Here is a 20,826-nt window from a genome sequence, read left to right as displayed (position 1 = left end):
TCTTTACACCCAATTCCCCTTTTTCAGGGCATCGTATCCAAACTGCAACCGTTATGCGAGGCTTGGATTTCGATTAATTTATCAGCGGCGCAATAAAAATCCGCTTCACATCCTATGTAAGCGATAGCGATTCGGATTTTAAGCTTTATGACAATTACTGATACAAACGTATAAATCTGCTGACTTTCTTTACCACGGAACGGATGATTCATGTCTTCTTTGAGGTTTCCGCCGATTGCTGTCATCGCCGATGCGCATTTCCACGATCTCTATGGGGACTATGATTTCGACGGCATTGTTGTCGGCGGGCGCAAGATGACAGCGCGACGGCTGACTGACACGGTGCGCTCCACCAGGGTGTTCAACGAAAGCTATTATGCTCTGCGAGGGGCCCTCGACGAGGTCGTGTCCCGCGGCATAAAATATGTCGTTCTGCTCGGTGACTATTCCGATGACGGCCAGATTGCGACGCTTGAAGCGTTGCGGCAACTGCTCGACAGCTACGCCCGCGAACACGGACTTTTTTTTATTGCTACCCCGGGCAACCACGATATCTTCGGCCCAGAGGGCAAGCACCACGCCAAACGCCTGCTTAATCTGGATGGTACCTATACGATCGTTGCCAGCGATGATGACTTCGTCGATGACGATGCAGACGGCATGGTGGTTACCAACAAGATGTATTGCTCCGGATATCCGGCCGGGCTGATGGCGCTGCCGGATATAGGATTCTTTCGCAGGCCATCGGATTTGCATTGGGAGACACCGTTCGGGATCCATGACGATCCAGCGAAGCGGCTTTATTCAGTGTGTTCCGACGACGGATTGAACGAATATCGGCTTATGGATGCGTCCTATCTGATCGAGCCGGTTGCCGGACTCTGGCTTTTGATGATCGATGCCAATGTGTTCGAACCGCGCAACGGTGTCTTTGCCAAAGGGGACGCGGGGGCGTTCATAGACAGCACCAATGCCGGCTGGAATGCGTTGCTCAAGCACAAGCGCTTCGTTCTGCGTTGGGCGCAAGATGTCGCCGAAAGAGCCCGGCGAGACAGCAAGCGGCTGCTGACATTCTCACACTATCCATTACTGGATATGCTCAATGGCACAGCAGAGGACGAGCGGTCGCTAATAGGTGAAACAATATCCACGAAACGGACACCGACAGATGAGGTGATGAGTGCGGCCATTAATGCAGGCATTGGAGTTCATTTCAGCGGACATCTTCACATCAATGATACGGCGCTGGTGCAGCATGGCAAATATTTCCTCGTCAATATCGGGGTGCCGTCGCTTGCTGCCTTTCCTCCGGCCTTCAAGGTGGTAGCGCTGGACGACACGGAGCTAAGGATTGAAACGGTCAGCATCGAGCACCTGCCGATCGACCCTGTCATCAATCGACAGTATCGTACAGAGATCAATGTTACTGGCAAGAAGACCGGGCGTATGCTGGATGCCACTGATTATGGAGATTTCCTGTCGGAACATGTGGACCAGCTAGTTGTGCATCGTTATTTGCGCCGCGAATGGCCCAACAACATGGCACGAACCATGTTGCGGCTTAATCTTGGGGATTTGTATGTGCTCAGCCAATGTGAGCAGCCATTTCCGATCGAGGACACCGAAGCACTTATTCATGCAAAACGCGCCGGTAAAACCTCCGACGATTATGACGAAGATGCAATTGAACAACTTGATTCCATCCCGGTACTCAGTCTGCTTGGCGATTGGTACCGGCTGCGTATGGGCAGTGAACTGGCATTGGATCGCATATCGCCGGATCGGCTTGCGGCCTATCGTTTGCTGATCGAGATTTACGCAAACTCTTCCGCACTGGAGATTGGCGGCGCTCAGGAAAAATTCGCGCGCATGTTCCGCATGATGGGGCGATATCTGTCGGACCTGCCCTCGCGTGACTTCCGGATTAATCTAACCGACGGATCAATCACGCGGGGCGGAGACCAGTCAGCCAATCATTGAAGGCAGGTCGTAGAGGCGCACAGTGCCGTTATTTTGCCGCCTGCTTCTGCTTGCTGCGCGCTTCGCTGAGTTCGGTTGTTGTGTGGCTCAAACGGTCAGCAAGAACACGCATGATCTCGATAGTCATCTCCGGATAATCACTGAGGAGCTTGAGAAAGTGATCCTTGCTGATGCGCAATGCCTCGAGTGCCGAATTTGCCCGGACCGTCGCAGTTCGCGAAACGTCACAGAGGATCGCAATTTCACCGACGATGGAATCGTGCTCTATCTCCGCGACTTTGATCTCACCGCTTGGGGAATCCGAGAGAATATCAGCACCGCCAGTGAGGATGACATAGGCTGCATCGGCTGGATCACCTTGGCGAAATAGGGTCTGGCCGGATTTGTAACTGACGCGCTCGGACGTGAAGGCCAGAAGCTTCAGCTTGGCCGGCGCAACGCCCGAAAATAGCGGAACCCGCCGCAACATTTCAACTTCATCTTTCAGCAGCATGAACGTGCACAACCCCCTGATAGAGACTTTTTGATAATTTCAGCCATACGGGGCGTAAAGCCGAATTCTCAGACGATCTCATGTTCCCCTTATGACACCAGCTCCTTGAATATACCGTTTTTCTCAAGGAGAGTCGCGTGTGTTCCATCTTCGACCAGTGTTCCCTTGTCGAATACAATCACGCGATCGAATAGATTGGCAAGTGCAGTGTTGGACAGAACCCAGATGATTGCAGGAGCGTGGCCCTCTTCGTGCAAGTCCTCCATGATGTTGTGTGTGATGTGGTCTTGCACGCGTTGATCAAGTGCGGGCAGTGGACGATTGAATATCACGTAGTCAGCACGCTTGAGCAGCGCCCTGGCAACGTTCAGCTTCTGTCGCTGCACATTGGTCAATCGTTTGCCACCTGATCCGACATCGAAATCCATCCCAATCGAAAGGACGCTTTCGAACAGTCCAAGACGATCGAACAGGTCGCGCAAAATGGTACGGATGCGATCCGAACCATCGGCTTGGGTGAAGCCAATCCTGCCGAAGAGGACGTTATCGAGAAGCGTCGCCGAAGCGATAAAACGTTCGGGATCATAGCGTTCGATGACAGCTTTGAGATCATCCGGCATATTCTGGTGGAAACGCGCGCGCGCATCGACGATCTTGGCCATGAGCTCGCTGTTCAGAAGACCAAAGCGGTGCCTCGGCTCGATGTAGGAGAAGCTTAGGCGGATTATGCTTGTTCGTTCGTCTGCCGACGCCGCGTCGATACCGCGGCCCTGCAATTTTTGCAGTAACACCTGATAGGCCGGGATGTCATCGGCGGTCATGAAGGTTAGCTGCTGGAAGAACGGATGATCCAGCGGCAGATCCTCGAACAGCTCAACGGCATTGGCCGCGATCTCCAGACCCATATTGTAAAGATCGATGTAAAGGTCGTTCTCACGCAACACCGAACGGAAATAGGGATGCGCCGCCAGTTTGCGGTTCGTCATCATCGGCCGTCTCATGCTGCCGAACAGGAGATTTTCACCAACGGTCGCTTGTGGGTTGTATTCATCCAGCTTGAACGGAACGACGAGATCGTCGAGATCTTCCTTCTCCAATCGTTTGCGCAGCGCCTGCCGCAGCTCGACAATGCGATCGGTCAAATCGGCGTGGGTCTCGATGTCGACGGTAGAACGCAGGGCCATGTCGAGAATGTCCTGAGAAATCAAAACTGCGTCGAGTACCGGACGCACAACTTTGAAGAGATCATCAGGCCCTGTCACGCCCGCGGAGACGTAATCCACCCAGTCGCTGTTAACGTCGAGTTCTGGATTGCCCGCGCGGCGCGCTTCGTTGATGTTCCATTTGTTCTTCGCGGCTTTTGCTCCGTCATACTCGACCTTGGTCAGGGGCGCATGCTTGAGGCCATAAAGCAGATTATCGCGCAAGGTTCCGTGGAAGAAGTACGTATCGGATGCTGCATAGGCGATGCGGCGGCCGGTTACCGATTCTGGCAGTTCGAGGATGTCTTTGCCATCGATGGTGATTCGCCCCTGCTCCGGCCAGATAAGCCGTGAGAAGGCTTCTGCAAGGGCCTCAGCGCCGCTTCCGCTGTTTCCAACGATGGCGACGGTCTCCCCCGGTTTGATCTCCAGCGTGACATGTCTGAGCAAGGGCGCTCCGCTGTCGTCGGAAAGTGTCAGGTTAACCGCGTGCAACGAATGCTCAAGACGGTTGACGGGATCGGGCGCCAGAGCCTGGATTTTCGGATCAACGAGCATGTCGACGTTGAACTGTTCTACGACCTGGTTGTACTTAACCTGGACATCCTGGCGAGCCTGGTCCCAATCGATCAGCTCTTTCAATGGCCCTGGGAGGTCCTTGTAGGCATTGATCACGGCAACGAGCTGGCCGATATCGAGTCTTCCCTGCAATGCCAGAAAGCCACCGATCGAATAGAATAGAAACGGAGTGACCTGTGCGAGGAAATTGTTGATGAATTTGACCAGGAACTTCCACTGATAGAGATCGTACCGGATCGAGAAAATAAGCCCCAAACGCGACGCGATATCGGCCCGTTCGAAGTTCGATGTGTCATTGCCGTGAATGGTGCCAATGCCATCGACGATCTCACCCACACGACCAGACAGTTCACGTGCCGTAAGCTGACGTTGGCGTCCGAGTTCAAGCAACCGTTTTCGCATGCGGGGAATCACGACGCCCTGGACCGCCACAATGCCTGCCGCGATCATACCAAGCCAGAAGTTCTGCATGATAATGAAGACGAGGGCCGTGATAGCTTGCCCGCCTAATAATGCCGGCTGAACGAAAGCGTCCCCGGTGAAGCCACCCATAGGTTCTACTTCGTCCTTGATCATCGTCGCAATTTCCGCGGATTTCACCCGCTTGAATTGCGCCGGCGGAAAACGCAGCACGCGGTCAATCAACTCGAAGCGAATTCGTCGCAACATGCGCTCGCCGAGACGACCCTTGTAGGTGTTGATATAAAGCTTGAACAAACCGTTGATGATGACGAGCAGCAGGAAAACCAGGCTCAACGCCATCAATGTCTGGAAACGCGTGAGTTCAAGGCCGTCGAAAAACACCACCTTGCCGAAAGCAGGGACCTCATATTCGAGATGCATGAAGGTGCGCGTCGCACCCGGGGTCTCGAAACCGTTACCTTGGATAGGACCGTTGACGATCTGTTTTGGCAGGTCGAAGGACATGAAATACGGAATCATCGAGACAGCGACGACGAACAGAATCCATATCTGCTGCAGCCGCGTGTTCGACCAGATATAGCGGGTTAAACTTGTTTCCATGGGCAACCGTGGGCTGTGAATTCAGCTGGAATTTCAAGTACTGAAACGTTTGAAGAGTACATGGACGAACTCCATGATTGAATCGTCGCAGCCTACAGCATCAGGTTCGTGAAGGCTATATGACATGGGGACAGAACGTTGCGTTGTCAATCGGCAGGCGTTGGCATTTGGTTGTCGTTGTGACAGATGATTTTGCACGAGGCCACAGGCATGAGCGCGGGTGCTGTAACTGAAGGATATTGCTTGACTAGAGGAGGCTTCGTAACACCTCAGCCGTGCCCTCGGCACCACTGAGATCAAGCATATGCGATGATGGTTTTGGCTGTGCCAATGCGGCTTCAAGGGCATTGCCGAGAATATCCGCGTTGAGACCGTTTTCAGGCAAGGCGATGGCGAGACCGAGGGCTTCCAGCCGTGCGGCCCGTACACTCTGTTCCGTTTCGCCACCGGCCGCGAAAGGGACAAGGATGGAACGGCACTGCGCGCGCAGAATATCGCATACCGTGTTGTATCCTGCCTGCGAAATCGAAAGCTGGGCTGCCTTGAGCAATGATGGAAAATCCTGGCGGAAACGGACAACGCTCACATTGCCGGGCGCTTTTGCCAACAAGGCAGCGAAATCGCGGTCCGGAAGATTGGGTCCGGTGATTAGGCACCATGATCCACGGAATGCCGATTGCATTGCCACCTCCAGACTTGACCGGATTAGATCGAATCCCACGGCGCCACCACCGGCAGACACAACGACATCAAAGACTTCCGTTGGTTCGACTGGGTTAGGACCCGCAACCAGACCGGTATAGATGACCTTGTCGGCGATCTCCCTTGCCAGCGGAAATGTATCGGCAAGAGTTGCAAATGACGGGTCTCCATGAACCAGGATATGGTCGAAGTGTCCCTTGATGATGCCGACCGTCTCTTCATCACGCCCCGGCTTCGTGCGCTCCTGCAGGATATCACGGACCGAACTCAGAAGCTTCGGCCGCGGCGACATCGCCTCGATGGCTCCCAGCAATGGCAATAGTTCGAATCGCATCTGCCTGCGTCCAAAAGGGAACGCTTCGATGATGACGACAGACGGGTTGATTTGGTGAAACGCCTCGAGCAAGAGATCGCGGCGGCGAGCCAGAAATTCATCGTCAACCGAATTACCAAACTCATCTGCCAAGCCGGAAAACCCGGAATTGCCCGCAAGCACTGTGGGCAATGCGACAGATTTAACATCCGATCCTGGAAAACCGGAAACCTTCGATCCACCTGTCACAACCGTCACATCGAACTTGTCTGCGGCCAGCGCCGAGGCTACGCGGCTGGCGCGGGCGAGATGACCTATGCCAAGAAGATGCTGGACGTAAAAAAGGACGCGCGGTTCATTCACGGTTTTTGCCATTCGCTCTCAAAAAGGCGGGTCAACTGGCGGATACTCGCATTATGATCGAAGTGTTCACGTACACGTTTCTCGGCGGCCTTTCCCAAGCTGTATCGAAGATCAGGTTCGCGGATCGCGCGTTCAAGCGCAACCGCCAGCAGTCGTGGATCTTCCGGAGGGACGACGAAACCGTTTTCTCCGCCAGTCAGAAGCTCGGGTATGCCGGAAATATTTGTTGAAATGCAGACAAGGTTTTGACTGGAAGCTTCAAAAAGGACATTCGGTAAGCCGTCGCGGTCTCCATCCGTTGCCACCCGGCAAGCGAGGGCAAATATATCGGCGCTGCGATAGTGGCCAAGGACATCCTCCTGCGCAAGCGCGCCTTTCCAGGTGATGCGGTTTGCGATGCCTAGCTTTTCGGCAAGGGGCCTTAATCGCGCCAGTTCGTCGCCCCCGCCAATATGAACAAACTTCCAGTGTAGACGGGCTGGCAGAAGCGCCAGTGCTTGCAAAAGGATGTCGTAGCCCTTCTTCGGCACGGCACGGCCGACGCTCAATATCTGCACGGGATCCGAGCTGTCCGAACCGTCGCGGCTCGGACGGACACCAGTGAAATATCCGAAGCGGTCAAGATCGAGACCATGATAGCTCAGATGCACCTGTTCCTTTCGATTTGTCAGCTCACGCATGTGTTCGAAGCCAGCGCGCGTACACGTGACGCTCCAGCGAGCCGCGCCGAGTTTCTCGATCAGTTCCCAATCTGGGGAGGTCCATATGTCTTTAGCATGTGCCGAACAGGTCCAAGGCACATCAGTCATAATGCTGGCATAGCGTGCGACGGAAGCCGGCGTATGAATGAAATGGGCATGCAGCCATTCGCCCGCGTCGGGCCATTCATGGGCAAGGACAAGTGCTTGGCCGAGACGACGGATGCGGTTGCGCGAAATATCGCGACGCAGGTCTTTCCAGAACCGCTGGAGAAGCGGCTTGAAATTAGGCTTTTTCCGCGCTGCCATGAGGGCACGAAAGACTCGGACTGGTTCCTCGTGAAGATACTCGGGTAGGTAGACGACACGCGCCTTGATCTCATCGTGGATAGGATGACGTTTCTTGTCCGTCGGCTTTCGCATGGAGATCAATGTCAGGTCGAAGCCGGCGCGCTCCAGTCCGAGCAGTTCCTGCGCGATGAATGTCTCAGAAAGGCGCGGATAACCCTTCAGAATCACCAATGTCTTGAGGCGTACTGACAAGTTAATTCTCTTATTCCGCGACTGCGGGCAATGGCTGTTCGCGCTCGTCCAGCCAGTCGCCGACGATCTCGGAAATATGCACGAGACCCTCCAGCCGCATGCCTTCACCCTTGCCGGTTTGCGATGGCGGCGGACGGTCCGGCAAACGCTTGAGCACCTCTGCAAAGCGCAGAGGGTCCTCGGCTTCCTCTGGCAGCAGCATTTCGATAAGACCAAGTTCGGCGGCGCGTGTGGCCCGGATCAGTTGCTCTTCGCGTGGCAGGACGCGGGGGACGATGAGTGCCGGCTTGTCGAAAGACAGAATCTCGCAGTAGGTGTTATAGCCGCCCATTGCCACCACAGCCTTTGCGCCCGCGATCAATTCCTCCATGCGATTGTCGAATTCGATAACCTGGATGTAGGGAATTTTGCCACCCTTTTTTACCAGTTTAGCTCGCTGCTTCGCTGGCATATAGGGGCCGAGCACGATGAATGCCTTGTGCTGGAGGGTCGGATCTTGTTGATAGGCGTGGATGACGTTATGCACGAGGTCAGCCCCGTCGCCGCCGCCGCCGGTAGTCACCAAAATATAGTCGCCTTCGGGAACATGGGTTGGGGTGTTGTCGTTCGACAGGCTGCGTTGCAGAAACCCGACAAATTTCATCTTGTCGCGTACGGTGACCGGCACGTCCAGATCGACGAGGGGATCGTAGAAATCCGGCGGACCGTAGACCCAAACCGTGTCGTAGAACTGATCGATCTTTCGCATCACATTGTTGTTCTTCCACTCGGCCTCGAGCAGATGCGGCGCATCCATGACCTCACGCAGACCCAGGACAAGTGTCGTGCCGCGAGATTTTAGATAGGCGAGGGTCTCCTCCACTTCACCTTTCAGCCCCATCGGTTCTTTATCGACAATGAAGATATCGGGTTGAAAAGTCTCAGCCGTATGCCGGATGATCGACTGGCGCATCTTGAGTGTTTCATGCAAATCGATGTGGCGTGCAAGGGAGGTGTATTCCCCGTTGCGAAGCTTGATCACACTAGGCACCTTCACAAAATCGACGCGGGCGCGATAGTCGAATGCGCCGGCGATAGTTGCGCCGGATATAATCAGGATATTGAGCCCCCGGTAGTCCTCGACAAGAGAATGGGCGATGGTCCTGCACCGCCGCAAATGACCTAGGCCGAAAGTGTCGTGGCTATACATCAAGATCCGGGCATCGTCGAAACGCCGCATCATGGTCAAAACCCCTTGTTTTGCGGGTTGACCCGCGCAGTGCATTCGAAACGATCGTGAGAATACGCACTCATCGGATTCTCACTTCCCTTATCTGTAGGGATCGGCAGCGTCACGCAAGCCATCTCCCAAGAAATTGAACGCCAGGATAACAAGTATGACAGGAATCATTGGAAACAGCAGCCAGGGATAAAAAGCGATGACACTGACGCTGCGAGCCTCGGTCAAGAGAATACCCCAACTGGTGATCGGGGGTCTGAGGCCAAGCCCAAGGAAACTCAGTGCGGTTTCTCCGAGGATCATCCCGGGTATCGAAATTGTGGCCGTGGCTATCAGGTGCGACATAAAGCCAGGCACCAGGTGCCGCCCGATAATACGGCCGCTCTTGGCACCCATCAACTGCGCCGCGAGCACGTAGTCTTCCTCACGCAGCGAAAGGAGTTTGGAGCGCACGGAACGAGCAAGCCCGGTCCAGTCCAGCATGCCGAGGATGATGGTGATGCCGAAATAGATCAGGATAGGACTCCACGTCACCGGCATAATAGCCGCCAACGCCATCCATAGCGGCAGGCTAGGCAATGATTGCAACACTTCGATGACGCGCTGCACCAGCAGATCGAACAGACCTCCATGATAGCCTGCAAGTCCGCCGATCACGATGCCGAGAACGAAACTGATGGTTATGCCGATGAGCCCGATAGTCAGCGATATGCGCGCACCGTAGATGATTCGGGATAATACATCACGGCCAAGACGATCAGTGCCGAGCAAGAACATCTGGCCATCCTTCGCCGGGCAGACGAGATGGACATTACTCTCGAACAGGCCCCAGAACCGGTAACTGTCACCACGACAAAAGAAACGAAGCGGTTCAACATCGTTGCGATCGTTTGTGTAGATACGCTTAAGCGACTCCATATCAAGTTTCATTTGCCGGCCATAAACAAACGGTCCAACAAATTTTCCGTCGTGGAACAGATGCACCCGCTGTGGGGGCGAATGGATAAAGTCGACGTTACGCGTGTGCAAATTGTAAGGTGCAAGGAATTCCGCAATAATGATCATGCCGTAAAGCAAGAGCAAAAATATGCCTGACGCCAAAGCGAGCTTGTGCCGCTTGAATTTCCACCACATCAAACGCGCCTGCGATGCAAGATGGATTTTCGCCTGCGCGTCCGTCATTACCTCGACCGACATTGGATCGAACGGGGCAGTGGAAACGTAATGTTGCAGGGGCGCGCCGGGCGGGGGAAGCGGTGCCGTCACTTGGTACTCCTGCCTTGCAAGCGGATGCGCGGATCAAGAAACGCGAGCGCAATGTCGGATATGAGCACGCCGATGACCGTCAGGAGCGCGAGAAACATCAGAAAGGAGCCTGCAAGATACATGTCCTGACTTTGCAGAGCCTTGATGAGCATCGGACCGGTTGTTTCCAGTGAAAGAACGATTGCGGTTATTTCAGCGCCGGAGATGATCGAGGGCAAAATGGAACCGATATCGGAAACGAAGAAGTTCAGCGCCATTCGAAGCGGGTACTTGACCAGCGTGCGGAACGGGTGAAGCCCTTTGGCGCGCGCCGTCATCACATATTGCTTTTGTAACTCGTCCAAGAGGTTAGCGCGCAAACGCCGGATCATGCCGGCTGTGCCCGCTGTGCCAACAATAATGACTGGAATCCATAGATGGGAAAGAATAGACCGCGCTTTTTCCCAACTCATGGGTTCGTTTAGAAATTTCTGATCCATCAGATGGCCAATCGATGTGCCGAACCAGATATTGGCGAAGTACATCAGTATAAGCGCCAGCATGAAATTGGGTATAGCAATGCCGAGAAGCCCGAAGAAAGTAAGGCCGTAATCACTCCAGCTATATTGATGTGTTGCTGAGTACATGCCGATAGGAAAGGCGATTACCCAAGTGAACAAGATAGTGACAAAAGAGACGAGGATTGTCAGCCACATCCGTTCTCCTACCACCTCGCTTACGGGCAATTGGTACTCGAAGGAATAGCCGAAATCACCCTGAAGCATGCCGCCAAGCCAATGGAAATAACGCAGCACTGGCGGCTGGTCGAAACCGTATTGATGGCGCAGTTCTTCAATCTCCTGTAGATTGACGGTTTCGCCCTGGGCTCGAAGCTCCGCAATCTGGCTTTCGAAGAAATTGCCCGGTGGCAACTCGATAATGGTAAAGACCAGGGCCGAGATGACCAATAGGGTGGGGATCATCGCGGCAATACGCCAAAGGATATAACGCAGCATTTCTTTAGACCTGCTCCCCGCTCAGCCAGAAAGTATCAGGCATGTAAATGCCAAGATAGGATGTGGGATCAAATCCATAGAGGCCCTTTTCGGGAACGTTCTGCAAACGTGATGTACGCACGATCGGTTGCAGCGTGCCATTCACAAGCCCAATCGAAAATACCTGCTGGGTATAGATGGCCAACATCTGGTGCCAGATTTCAGTGCGCTCCGCCAGGTGACCGGACCGCTGCCAGCGCCCCAAAAGCTCGGTAAGCTCAATCGCTTCAGGAAGATCCGCTGCTTTGCCCTGGCTGCCATGCGACAGGTAATACATTCCCCAGAGCGGCCATTGCAGCTGATCGTCCATCGTTGGCGCCAGCTGTCCCGGGTTCATGTCGGCAGTTGCCACGCCGTTGTCCATGCCATACCAAATCGACATCATGATGCGCCCGCCCATAGCACGGCTGCGGAAAATGTCGCGCTGGGATGTGCGGACGAACAGCGCGATTCCGATCTTGCGCCAGTGATCCGTGACGAGTTCAAGCACATCCGTATCCACGGAGCTCTCGCCCGGCGTTTCGATTGTGATCTCGGCTAGCCGACCGTCCGGGAGCAGGCGAATGCCATCCTCATCCCGATTTTGCAGTCCGGCCTCGTCAAGAAGCGCGTTGGCCTGTTCCGTATCGTGATCGATCCACGCATTAGCGTACTCGGGCTTGAACAGAGGACTTTCGGGCAAAAGTGTATCAGCACTGGGAACGCCGAGACCGTAAAACACCGCCATGTTGATTTCATGCCGGTCGATGGCAAGCGACAAAGCCCGTCGCACCCGCACGTCGCGAAACAACCCACGCCAAACGTCATCGCCGCAATTGAGATTCGGCAGGATTGCGACGCGCGAGCCGCGAGTCATTTTCCACAAATCAACCTTCACAGGATAGCGGTCTTCCGCGTCCTTCAGAAAGGTGTAATCAGCAAAATCGATGCCGGTTGCCTGCAGGTCACTTTCTCCCGCGCCCGTTTTTGCCGGAATGATAGACGACGAACTGACATTGAGCACGAAGCGGTCGATATAGGGCAATTGACGACCGTTCTCGTCGACGCGGTGGAAGAACGGATTGCGTTCGAAGATGAATTGCTCCGCCGGTGGTGCTGTCATGTTTCGCCAAGGATCAAGTGTTGGCAGCTTGGGATTCTCCGGCCGGTACGTTCGTGACATTTTGATATGAAGGTCCGCCCACTTCTTCACTCGCTGTTCCTGCATCAAGGCGGAAAGCCTGAATTGGTCCTGATAGTCTTTGTGAAACTGCTTGAGGTAGGCCGATGGCCCGACGAGAACCAGAGGCTGCGGCCCGGCGAGATTTGGCAAGAAGTCCGGATTTGGCTTGTCCCAAGAGTAGCGGATGGTCCATTCGTCGAGAACTTCAAAGCGGGGCAGATTTCCATCGACACGCAGTACCATCGAGCCACCGCCAGGTGTTAAATCCTTATTGAGCAGGACGTCCTCCCACCAATAGCGGAAATCATCGACGGTAAACGGAGACCCGTCCGACCATTTGTGCCCTTCGCGGAGCGTGAAAGTGAACACGGTGTCGTTTTCGGACTGAAAGCCCGCAAGAATATCAGGCTGGAAAACCAGACGTTCGTCATAGCCAATCAGCCGCGCATAACCATAAATGGTCATGAACCGTATATCTTTGGCACTGCCGATAATCGTGCGGACCGTTCCGCCATATTGCCCGGGGGTTCGCCCCATTGCCTTGAGATTGACAATGCGCGGCCGCTTTGGCAATCGTTGGGAAAGAGGGGGCAAACTGCGGGCGCGCAATTGATCCGCAAGGTATTCCGGCTCAATATCGCGGTCGGCGGCACTTGCCAGCCTCGGCAACACCGCGCAACCCAGAGCACCGAGGCCAAAAGTACCAAGGACAGTGCGGCGCGTTACCACGAACGTAACTCACTTGCATCGACATTGCGACGCGCCAAGACGAGATGGCCGCCACCAAGATCGGCTGGAGCCAGTGTCTCACTGTCGCCATCACCGGCGAACTGGGCACCCCAGGAGTGTTGGTCCGAAGCGCCACTCATCTTCAATGTTTCGAAGTCAAGCGGCCTATCCAGATCGGGAAAAGGCACAGCCGCCAGCAGCGAGCGAGTGTAGGGATGAACCGGGTCACGCAGTATTATTTCGCGCGGTGCTATTTCGACGATCCTTCCTCCACACATGACGGCAATACGGTCCGCCATATAATCGACAACGGCAAGATTGTGGGAAATAAAGAGATAAGTTAGCCCGAGTTCCTTTTGCAGGTCCTTGAGAAGATTGAGGATCTGCGCCTGAACCGAAACGTCCAGTGCTGAGACGGGTTCGTCGCAAATCAGCAGTTGCGGCCCGAGCGCAAGAGCACGGGCGATACCTATGCGCTGGCGCTGACCGCCGGAAAAACTGTGTGGATAGCGGTTGAGATAGCGCTGGTCGAGGCCGATGGCCTGCATGAGCGCGCGCACCTTCTCCAGACGGTAAGCATTGTCGCCGAGTCCATGGATCTCCAGCGGTTCGCTAAGGATGTTCTGCACTGTCATGCGCGGTGAGAGCGATGAGACCGGATCCTGAAACACCATCTGGATGCGGGTGCGCAACTCCATAAGCTCGTCGCCCTCCGCCTTGAGAACATCGATCTTGCCCCTGCCGTCATCAAAGGTGACGGCGCCGCTGTCGGGTGTGATAGCGCGCATCAATATTTTGCTGACCGTGGTTTTGCCGCTGCCGCTCTCGCCGACAAGACCGAGGCATTCGCCGCGCCTGATATCGAAGCTGATGCCGTCCACCGCTCTGACCAAGGTCTTGTCCTGCTTGCCAAACAAGCCCGATTTGCGGATGCGATAGGATTTAACCAGGTCGCGAACGGAAAGAAGAATTTCCGGCGCGTTTTCGATCTGCTTTTTCTTGGCCCACAATGTGTTCGAATTGACTGGGACTTCGCGTAGTGCCTTCAAGCGTTCACCAGGCTTCATGTCAAAATGGGGGACGGCAGCCATGAGGCCTTTCAGATAGGGATGCTGCGGCTTACGGAAGATTGCGTCCACCGGTCCGGCCTCCATGATCTCACCGTGATAGATGACCACCACCTCGTCGGCCATATTGGCGACGACACCGAGATCATGGGTGATGAGCAGCATTGCCATGTTCAGCTTGTGCTGGAGATCGCGCAACAGCTCGAGGATCTGTGCCTGGATAGTCACATCGAGCGCCGTCGTCGGCTCATCGGCGATGAGGAGGGCAGGGCGGCAGATGAGCGCCATAGCAATCATGGCACGCTGGCGCATACCACCAGAAAGCTCGAACGGATACATGTCATATGTGCGACTTGGCTTGGCAAAGCCGACGAGGCCAAGCATTTCTTCGGTTTTAGCCCGACGCTCGTCTTTTGTCGCGTCGGTGTGGATCGCTAGAACTTCGCTGATCTGATTGCCGACGGTGTGCAGCGGAGACAGCGATGTCATCGGCTCCTGAAAAATTTTCGCCATGCGGCTGCCGCGTAATGCCCGAATTTCAGGCCCATCCCGTGACAATTGCAGAATATCCGTGCTTCTGCCGTCGATTGGATCAGTGAACAGTATTTTGCCGGTGACCTTTGCCGTATTGGGCAGGATTCCCATAACTGACTGACTGATAACAGACTTTCCCGAACCGGATTCACCGACGAGAGCAGTTACTTTTCCGGGCAGAACCCGCAGGTTGGCGCCCTTGACGACTTGCAAACGTCCGCCAAGCATCGAAAACGAAATGCCCAGATTTTCGATACGCAACAGATCAGATTCCGACTTCATTCCAGCCAATTGTTCCCTCGGAGCCTTGTTCGTTGCTCACTTAAAATTGAACCTATCGCACGGCCTTGGGGGAGTCTAGCTGGCTCTATGTGCCGATGGCATCGCATACCTTTGGAGGAGGCATTGCGATGACCAGCTTTGCACGCAATTCAAAGCGATATGGCGTCTGGGAGATTCGAGTTCCGATAACAACAATCAAGATGCGGGACAAATGCCCGGCCCAAGCACGTCCTCACAGCGGGGCGATCGGCGGAAATTATCGTAATACAGGGTCCAAACAGTCTTATCGGCAGCTCTGTAAGGGCCAAATTTGAAATACTGATTTTTACCAAGGCCGTTGTCGCCGTGGCCGATATGCCCTTTGACCGTCACAATCCATTTCTTGTTGGCGAAAATCTCGATGTGGCCGGACCCGTCAGGACCGGGCTTCGTGTAAATGGCGAAATCAATCCAGCCGGAATCTGGCGAAGGCAGTTTGTTGCCATGATCGGTCACGGTGATCGCATCGGTGCAACTGTTGAACTGGCTACCGTCCTGGGGTGTCCAGGTCCCGTCAGTCGCTATGAGCGCGCGCATTTGGTCTGTGTCCGGCCGGAACCAAACCGGCGTTTTATTGTTTCCGCAGGCCTGGGTGGAACCTGCCCCTTCCGCTGTGGAAGGCGCGACATAATTGGTTTCGACGGTCGCGAACAACTTACCTTGGTTCAGGCGCAGCGCCAGGAAGGGACTGAAATCACCAACTGCGTCGGGCCCGATCTCACGCTTCCATTGCGCGATAAGATAGCGATGGTCGCCTTTTGGAATTGGATCGGCAAACTTGACGGCAAAACCATACCAAACACCTTCGGTATAGGGCACACGACGGTCGGTTTTCTCCCATATCTCAGCGCGTTCACTGCAGTTCTGTTTGACGTTTGGGCAGAATGGCTTGACGCTCAGCTTCAGCGCGCCAGTTCCGGTCTGCTTGACGTCGGACTGGAACTCGAACGTACCCGCGCGCTGCTCGAAATTCTTGCGGTAGTAAAGTCCGCTGCTTGCCGCAAAATCCTTGCCGTCGAAACCATCAAAAAGCGTATCACCTGGCTCTGCTGCCGCATCAGAAAGGTTAAGGGTTGCGGCAAGGAGAGCCATCGCGACGATCTTTCCTGTCATTGCATGAATTTGTCTATCATGGGCCGCCGTTCCTGAGTCTTGCCATCGCGATGTAACAGCATAACCTGCTCTGCATCTGACAGGCCATCATAGGTGACCTGATCATAAGCATCGTCAAGCTGCGCTGTTTGTTCGAAAGATTTGGGCAAGAGAACCGTCACTTTCTGTCCGATACCGCGCAATTTTTCCTCGCCCAAGGTGACCCAATCGCCACCACAATAGGTGGCAAATGCCTGACTGGCGATAACCTCGCGCGAATATTTTTTTGTGAGTCCCTGCAAGCGCTGCACTTCGTTTACGGCAGAGCCGAAAGCCGAGAAGGTCAAGCGGTCTTTAAGACCGACATTGCCAAACATGACGTTACCGACGTGCAGGCCAATACCATAGCGGATATCGCCTAGACCGTCCTTGCGCCGCTCCTTGTTGAGTTCTGCAACACGTGCCTGTGCCTTGGACACCGCATTCAGAGCGGTTTGGCAAGCAATCTTCGACGGATCCTTATGACGACCGCAGGGATAGACTGCCAAAAAGCCGTCACCCATAAAGCTGAGAATTTCCCCGCCACCCCGATTGAACGGGGCCGCAATAGCATCAAAAAAATGATTGAGTGTATCTATATAGGCCTGTCGGCCCTCTTTTTCGGCCAGGACGGTAGATTCGCGCATGTCACCCATGACGAGCGCGGCCCGGATAGTGTCGCCATCGCCACGTCGTATCTGGCCGTTCAGGACGCGCTTACCGGCATTGCCACCGAGATATGTGGTCAGCATGTTATCGGCGAGTTTGCCGAGGACAGCCATTTTAGCGGCAACCGCCAGATGGTTCTGCAATCGCAGGAGCGCCGCGATCATGGCATCGCTAAACCCTTCCTTGCTGTCGGTTGACCAGGAACCCATCATGCCTTGCGTCGACTGGCCGCCAAAAGGCTGCAAGAAAGCGAGGTAATCGGTGACGCCTTCCTGTTTTAACTCGTCGAGGACCGGGAATTCGAGCTGTCCATCGATGTCGATGCGTCGCCGCAAATGTTCCAGATTGTTGCTGAGAAGATAGAAGTAGGGGCTCAACAGGAAGCGTTCAGGCTTTCCGGCTGGGTCATGCCGGTAACCTTCGACACTCATGCCACTCGCGCGTTTCCAGGTGAATCCTAACGCATCGTAGAGCGGATGCAGCATTGAAAACGAGAGATTGACGCGGGCGATCGGGAGGCCCGCCGCTGCGATACGTTCGCAAAAGCCGCGTACGATAGTCTCCAGATTTTCCCCGGCAAGCGACGTTTGTGTGAGCCAATCGGCTACCTTGTCGAGAAGTATGCTGGATACGTCAAATTCGGTCGTGCTCATCCGTCGTCGTCCTTGCAAATGCGAGCCACGTCCACTTTCCCGCACCCAGTCGTTGCTCCTAAGCAAGCGTGATCAATCGCACGAACTTGTCAGAGAACGGGAGGAAGATGAGCGAATCGGATAGTGGTGTCAACGTCGGCGACAGGTGTGATAACACGCAATCTCGCCGGTCCGATAGAGCTCAGGCGGGTAGTTCGGCGGGAGGTCCTCTGTCAGTCGTTGTTTCCATTTTCTCAAATGGGCATGTTGCCCAATCGAAACAATAGGCAATTGTCACTTGATCGTGAGCTACATGTCGACAGACATGTGGGTTGATTTCTTGAAAAATCTTCGAGACCGTTCGCGACCGTCCACGCTTGACAGCCAACTTCGTAGCGGCCATCTACAACTGACCCGATAGCCGGCAGCGGCGCTTGTACAAGAAAGAACATATTGGCTTCGTCCCCTTTTTCCGACCTCTCCGGTAAGATCTCAACGCGGCAGGCCCACGCCGGTGTTATAGGGCTTGGCTACGTGGGATTGCCGCTTGCGATCACTCTGGCGCACAGCGGTTTTACCGTTACCGGTTTCGATATCGATCCGGGTAAGAAAGTCTCGCTCGATGCGGGGCGCTCCTATATCGAAGCGGTAACGGACGAGGCTCTAAAAACCGAGGTGGCGGCGAAACGGTTTGGTGCGACAAGTGACTTTTCCGAACTTGCAAAGTGCGACGTCATCATCATCTGCGTGCCGACGCCCCTGACGAAGCATCGGGATCCAGATCTTTCTTTTGTCGAGGCGACTTGCCGCTCGATCGCGGCGGCCTTGCGACCCGGGCAACTGGTCGTACTGGAGTCGACGACCTATCCCGGCACGACTGACGAGGTGGTCAAGACGATCCTGGAAAAAACCGGTCTCAAATCCGGCACGGACTTTTTCCTCGGATTTTCGCCGGAGCGCGAGGATCCTGGCAATCGGGACTTCCAGACTGCCACGATTCCGAAAATCGTTGCGGGCGACGGCGAGGAAGCGCGCGAGTTGATGCAGGCATTTTATGGTGCGGCGGTAAAAACCGTGGTGCCGGTTTCGTCCAATGCGACGGCGGAAGCTGTCAAGCTCACGGAAAACATCTTTAGATCGGTCAACATCGCGCTCGTCAACGAACTTAAAACAGTCTACGCGGCGATGGGTATTGATGTCTGGGAGGTCATCGAAGCAGCGAAGACCAAACCTTTTGGCTATATGCCCTTCTATCCTGGGCCAGGACTCGGCGGCCATTGCATTCCCATCGATCCGTTTTATCTGACGTGGAAGTCGCGGGAATATGAGTTACCGACACGGTTCATCGAGCTGGCTGGCGAAATCAATTCCGCCATGCCGCGCCATGTCATAAGCAAGCTTGCAGAGGCACTTGATGTTCGGGCAGGCAAGGCGCTCAGCCGTTCTCGTATCCTTGTCTTGGGACTGGCTTACAAGAAGAACGTGCCGGATATCCGCGAGAGCCCGTCTTTGCGGCTGATCGAGATCATCGAGGAACGTGGTGGAATGGCGGATTATCATGATCCTTTCGTTGCCGAAATCCCGACAACGCGTGAATACATGGCATTGAAAGGTCGCAGGTCGGTGATCTTGGACGAGACTTCAATCAGGTCCTACGACGCTATTCTGATCTCGACCGATCACGACAGCGTTGACTACGCCGCGCTCGCGAGATGGGCACCTCTCATCCTTGACACGCGGAATGTCTTCACCAGGCTGGGACTAATGGCCGACCATGTTGTGAAGGCGTAGCCAGTTGACGTTCTAAGACATTTTTGCTTTCAGATTACTTGCTGCCATAGCATAGCCACCCATGGCGCCATCGATGAAGTGAAGGTGGTCGTGGGCGCGTGGCGTCGGCACGAAACAGGTGATCAGCGCGGCATCCTGCCGGTGCAGGCCATATTGAGCGATGCCCGCTTTTGAAGCGTTTTCGAGCAGCATTTCGATGCGGTGCGAACGCTGACCATCGACATCGATGGTCATCTTTAGCCCGTCGTCAAATTTGCGGAAATCGGAGTTTTGCGACAATTCGATTTTGTAGCGCTTGGGATCGAAGCCGCCCGCAGTAAGTCCGAGCCTGTCGAGCAGAAAAGTCAAAATAATCTGTCCGATAATCGCGAGTTTCCGGGAAATGCGTTTACCCATCGGGGCGGTGGCTCGTGCTTCCACATCGACACCCTTGATGAGCAATTTTATGGGCGGGCCTTCGGCGGGAAGAGGGTGGGCGCCGCGGCTTTGCTCGGCTGTAACGGCAATGATATCGCTGACGAGCGTCTGGAATTCCTTGCTGGCGCCTGATGGCCCCGGCACTGCGATGATGGACACGATTTCACCGTTGCGTGCCTCAATCGGATTCCAGCGGCAGGAAAGGCCGGTCAGGTCAGGTCTCGTACCGGAAGGAGCGGGTTCGATCGCGTAGGCGCCTGCCTTCATCTGCGCTTCCGCCCAGCTCGCCCCACCTCCGGCAAACATCGCGTAAGAAACGTCGGGGCTCACCCTAAAGCGCGCGACGCGCACATCAAGGCCCTCTGCTCGGATATCGCGTATAGGGACAAGGGCGGCACGTAGACTCAACTGCAGTTCGTCGGCAACCCAGGACTGTACAGCTGCCAGCGCTTCACGAGCGAGCGGAATGGTGAGTGCCGGTAGTGCCACCAATGCTCCATCGCCACCGAAAACAAAGGGATAGTTTTTCCTGTCGAGCACGTTGAGGAGAGCAGAGATGACACTCACGCCGGCCATGTTTACGGCCTTGTAGCGTCCCGCCTTAATGGCGAGGGTCGAATCAACAATATCGGCCGTTGCCAACACCCAGTCATCCGGGAGCGGCTTATAGTTGCCGGGGTCGGAAACGCCCTCGAAATGTTCGAAGACAGGGAGCGTTTCGAAGAAGTCGCCAGATGTTTTTGTGATCATGCCTAAGGGTTAGCACAATCCAAGGTGGTGAGCGATGGGGGAACTGTATAGTGCGATGTCTGGAGTTATAACGGAAAAAAATGGCCCTCCTAAACAAGAGAGTAGGAAAGCGACTATTAAGGGTAGATTGCTGTTGCGTTGTAAAAATGTGACAAGAAAGAATACAATAGTTCATCGGCTTGTGCCTCAGGCAAAGGTAGTGCAACCA

At 54.8% G+C, this 20,826-nt stretch carries 14 protein-coding genes; 2 read left to right on the top strand and 12 right to left on the bottom strand.

Going from position 1 to position 20,826, the window contains the following annotated elements:
• Positions 1-210: 210 nt before the first annotated feature.
• On the top strand, positions 211-1,980 hold the full coding sequence (locus J2X72_RS22680; RefSeq protein ID WP_310075675.1) for a metallophosphoesterase: 1,770 nt from the start codon (positions 211-213) through the stop codon (positions 1,978-1,980).
• A 28-nt stretch (positions 1,981-2,008) separates the two neighbouring features.
• Here J2X72_RS22680 and J2X72_RS22675 read toward each other — a convergent pair whose 3' ends face one another.
• From J2X72_RS22675 to J2X72_RS22625, 11 genes are all read right to left on the bottom strand, one after another.
• Positions 2,009-2,473, bottom strand: coding sequence for a cyclic nucleotide-binding domain-containing protein (locus tag J2X72_RS22675; RefSeq protein ID WP_112532356.1), 465 nt, complete (start codon positions 2,471-2,473; stop codon positions 2,009-2,011).
• Between the two features lie 89 nt (positions 2,474-2,562).
• Complete coding sequence (locus tag J2X72_RS22670) at positions 2,563-5,277, bottom strand: ABC transporter ATP-binding protein (protein ID WP_310075672.1); 2,715 nt, start codon at positions 5,275-5,277, stop codon at positions 2,563-2,565.
• A 247-nt stretch (positions 5,278-5,524) separates the two neighbouring features.
• On the bottom strand, positions 5,525-6,655 hold the full coding sequence (locus J2X72_RS22665; RefSeq protein WP_310075719.1) for a glycosyltransferase: 1,131 nt from the start codon (positions 6,653-6,655) through the stop codon (positions 5,525-5,527).
• Positions 6,652-7,896, bottom strand: a complete 1,245-nt coding sequence (locus J2X72_RS22660; protein WP_310075670.1) for a glycosyltransferase — start codon at positions 7,894-7,896, stop codon at positions 6,652-6,654. The genes J2X72_RS22665 and J2X72_RS22660 overlap by 4 nt, the downstream gene beginning before the upstream one ends.
• A 10-nt stretch (positions 7,897-7,906) precedes the next feature.
• Positions 7,907-9,118, bottom strand: a complete 1,212-nt coding sequence (locus J2X72_RS22655) for a glycosyltransferase family protein (protein WP_210004852.1) — start codon at positions 9,116-9,118, stop codon at positions 7,907-7,909.
• A gap of 87 nt (positions 9,119-9,205) precedes the next feature.
• Positions 9,206-10,381, bottom strand: coding sequence for an ABC transporter permease (locus tag J2X72_RS22650; RefSeq protein WP_210004854.1), 1,176 nt, complete (start codon positions 10,379-10,381; stop codon positions 9,206-9,208).
• The gene (locus J2X72_RS22645) at positions 10,378-11,376 is read right to left on the bottom strand and encodes an ABC transporter permease (protein ID WP_210004858.1); all 999 of its coding nucleotides are present in this window, start codon (positions 11,374-11,376) and stop codon (positions 10,378-10,380) included. Before J2X72_RS22645 ends, J2X72_RS22650 begins: the two co-directional genes overlap by 4 nt.
• Before the next feature lie 4 nt (positions 11,377-11,380).
• Positions 11,381-13,306 (bottom strand): ABC transporter substrate-binding protein, encoded by a 1,926-nt coding sequence (locus J2X72_RS22640; protein ID WP_210004859.1) that lies wholly within the window; start codon positions 13,304-13,306, stop codon positions 11,381-11,383.
• Positions 13,300-15,189, bottom strand: coding sequence for an ABC transporter ATP-binding protein (locus J2X72_RS22635; protein ID WP_210004860.1), 1,890 nt, complete (start codon positions 15,187-15,189; stop codon positions 13,300-13,302). The genes J2X72_RS22640 and J2X72_RS22635 overlap by 7 nt, the downstream gene beginning before the upstream one ends.
• A gap of 195 nt (positions 15,190-15,384) precedes the next feature.
• A complete protein-coding gene (locus J2X72_RS22630; protein WP_310075717.1) occupies positions 15,385-16,320 on the bottom strand; it encodes a polysaccharide lyase in 936 nt (311 codons plus the stop codon).
• A gap of 17 nt (positions 16,321-16,337) precedes the next feature.
• A complete protein-coding gene (locus J2X72_RS22625; protein ID WP_210004862.1) occupies positions 16,338-17,681 on the bottom strand; it encodes an adenylate/guanylate cyclase domain-containing protein in 1,344 nt (447 codons plus the stop codon).
• 432 nt (positions 17,682-18,113) lie between these two features.
• Here J2X72_RS22625 and J2X72_RS22620 point away from each other — a divergent pair, with 432 nt between their 5' ends.
• Positions 18,114-19,451: a nucleotide sugar dehydrogenase gene (locus J2X72_RS22620; protein ID WP_210004864.1), complete on the top strand. Its 1,338-nt coding sequence runs from the start codon at positions 18,114-18,116 to the stop codon at positions 19,449-19,451.
• Between the two features lie 12 nt (positions 19,452-19,463).
• On the opposite strand, the gene J2X72_RS22615 is transcribed toward J2X72_RS22620, so the two are convergent.
• Positions 19,464-20,618 carry a DUF3095 domain-containing protein gene (locus tag J2X72_RS22615; RefSeq protein ID WP_310075665.1) on the bottom strand — a complete coding sequence of 385 codons (1,155 nt, stop codon included), beginning with the start codon at positions 20,616-20,618 and terminating at the stop codon, positions 19,464-19,466.
• Positions 20,619-20,826 lie beyond the last annotated feature (208 nt).

It is taken from the genome of Phyllobacterium sp. 1468 (genome assembly GCF_031455525.1).
Taxonomy (GTDB): Bacteria; Pseudomonadota; Alphaproteobacteria; order Rhizobiales; family Rhizobiaceae; genus Phyllobacterium.
This window is presented reverse-complemented; position numbering and strand designations above follow the sequence as displayed.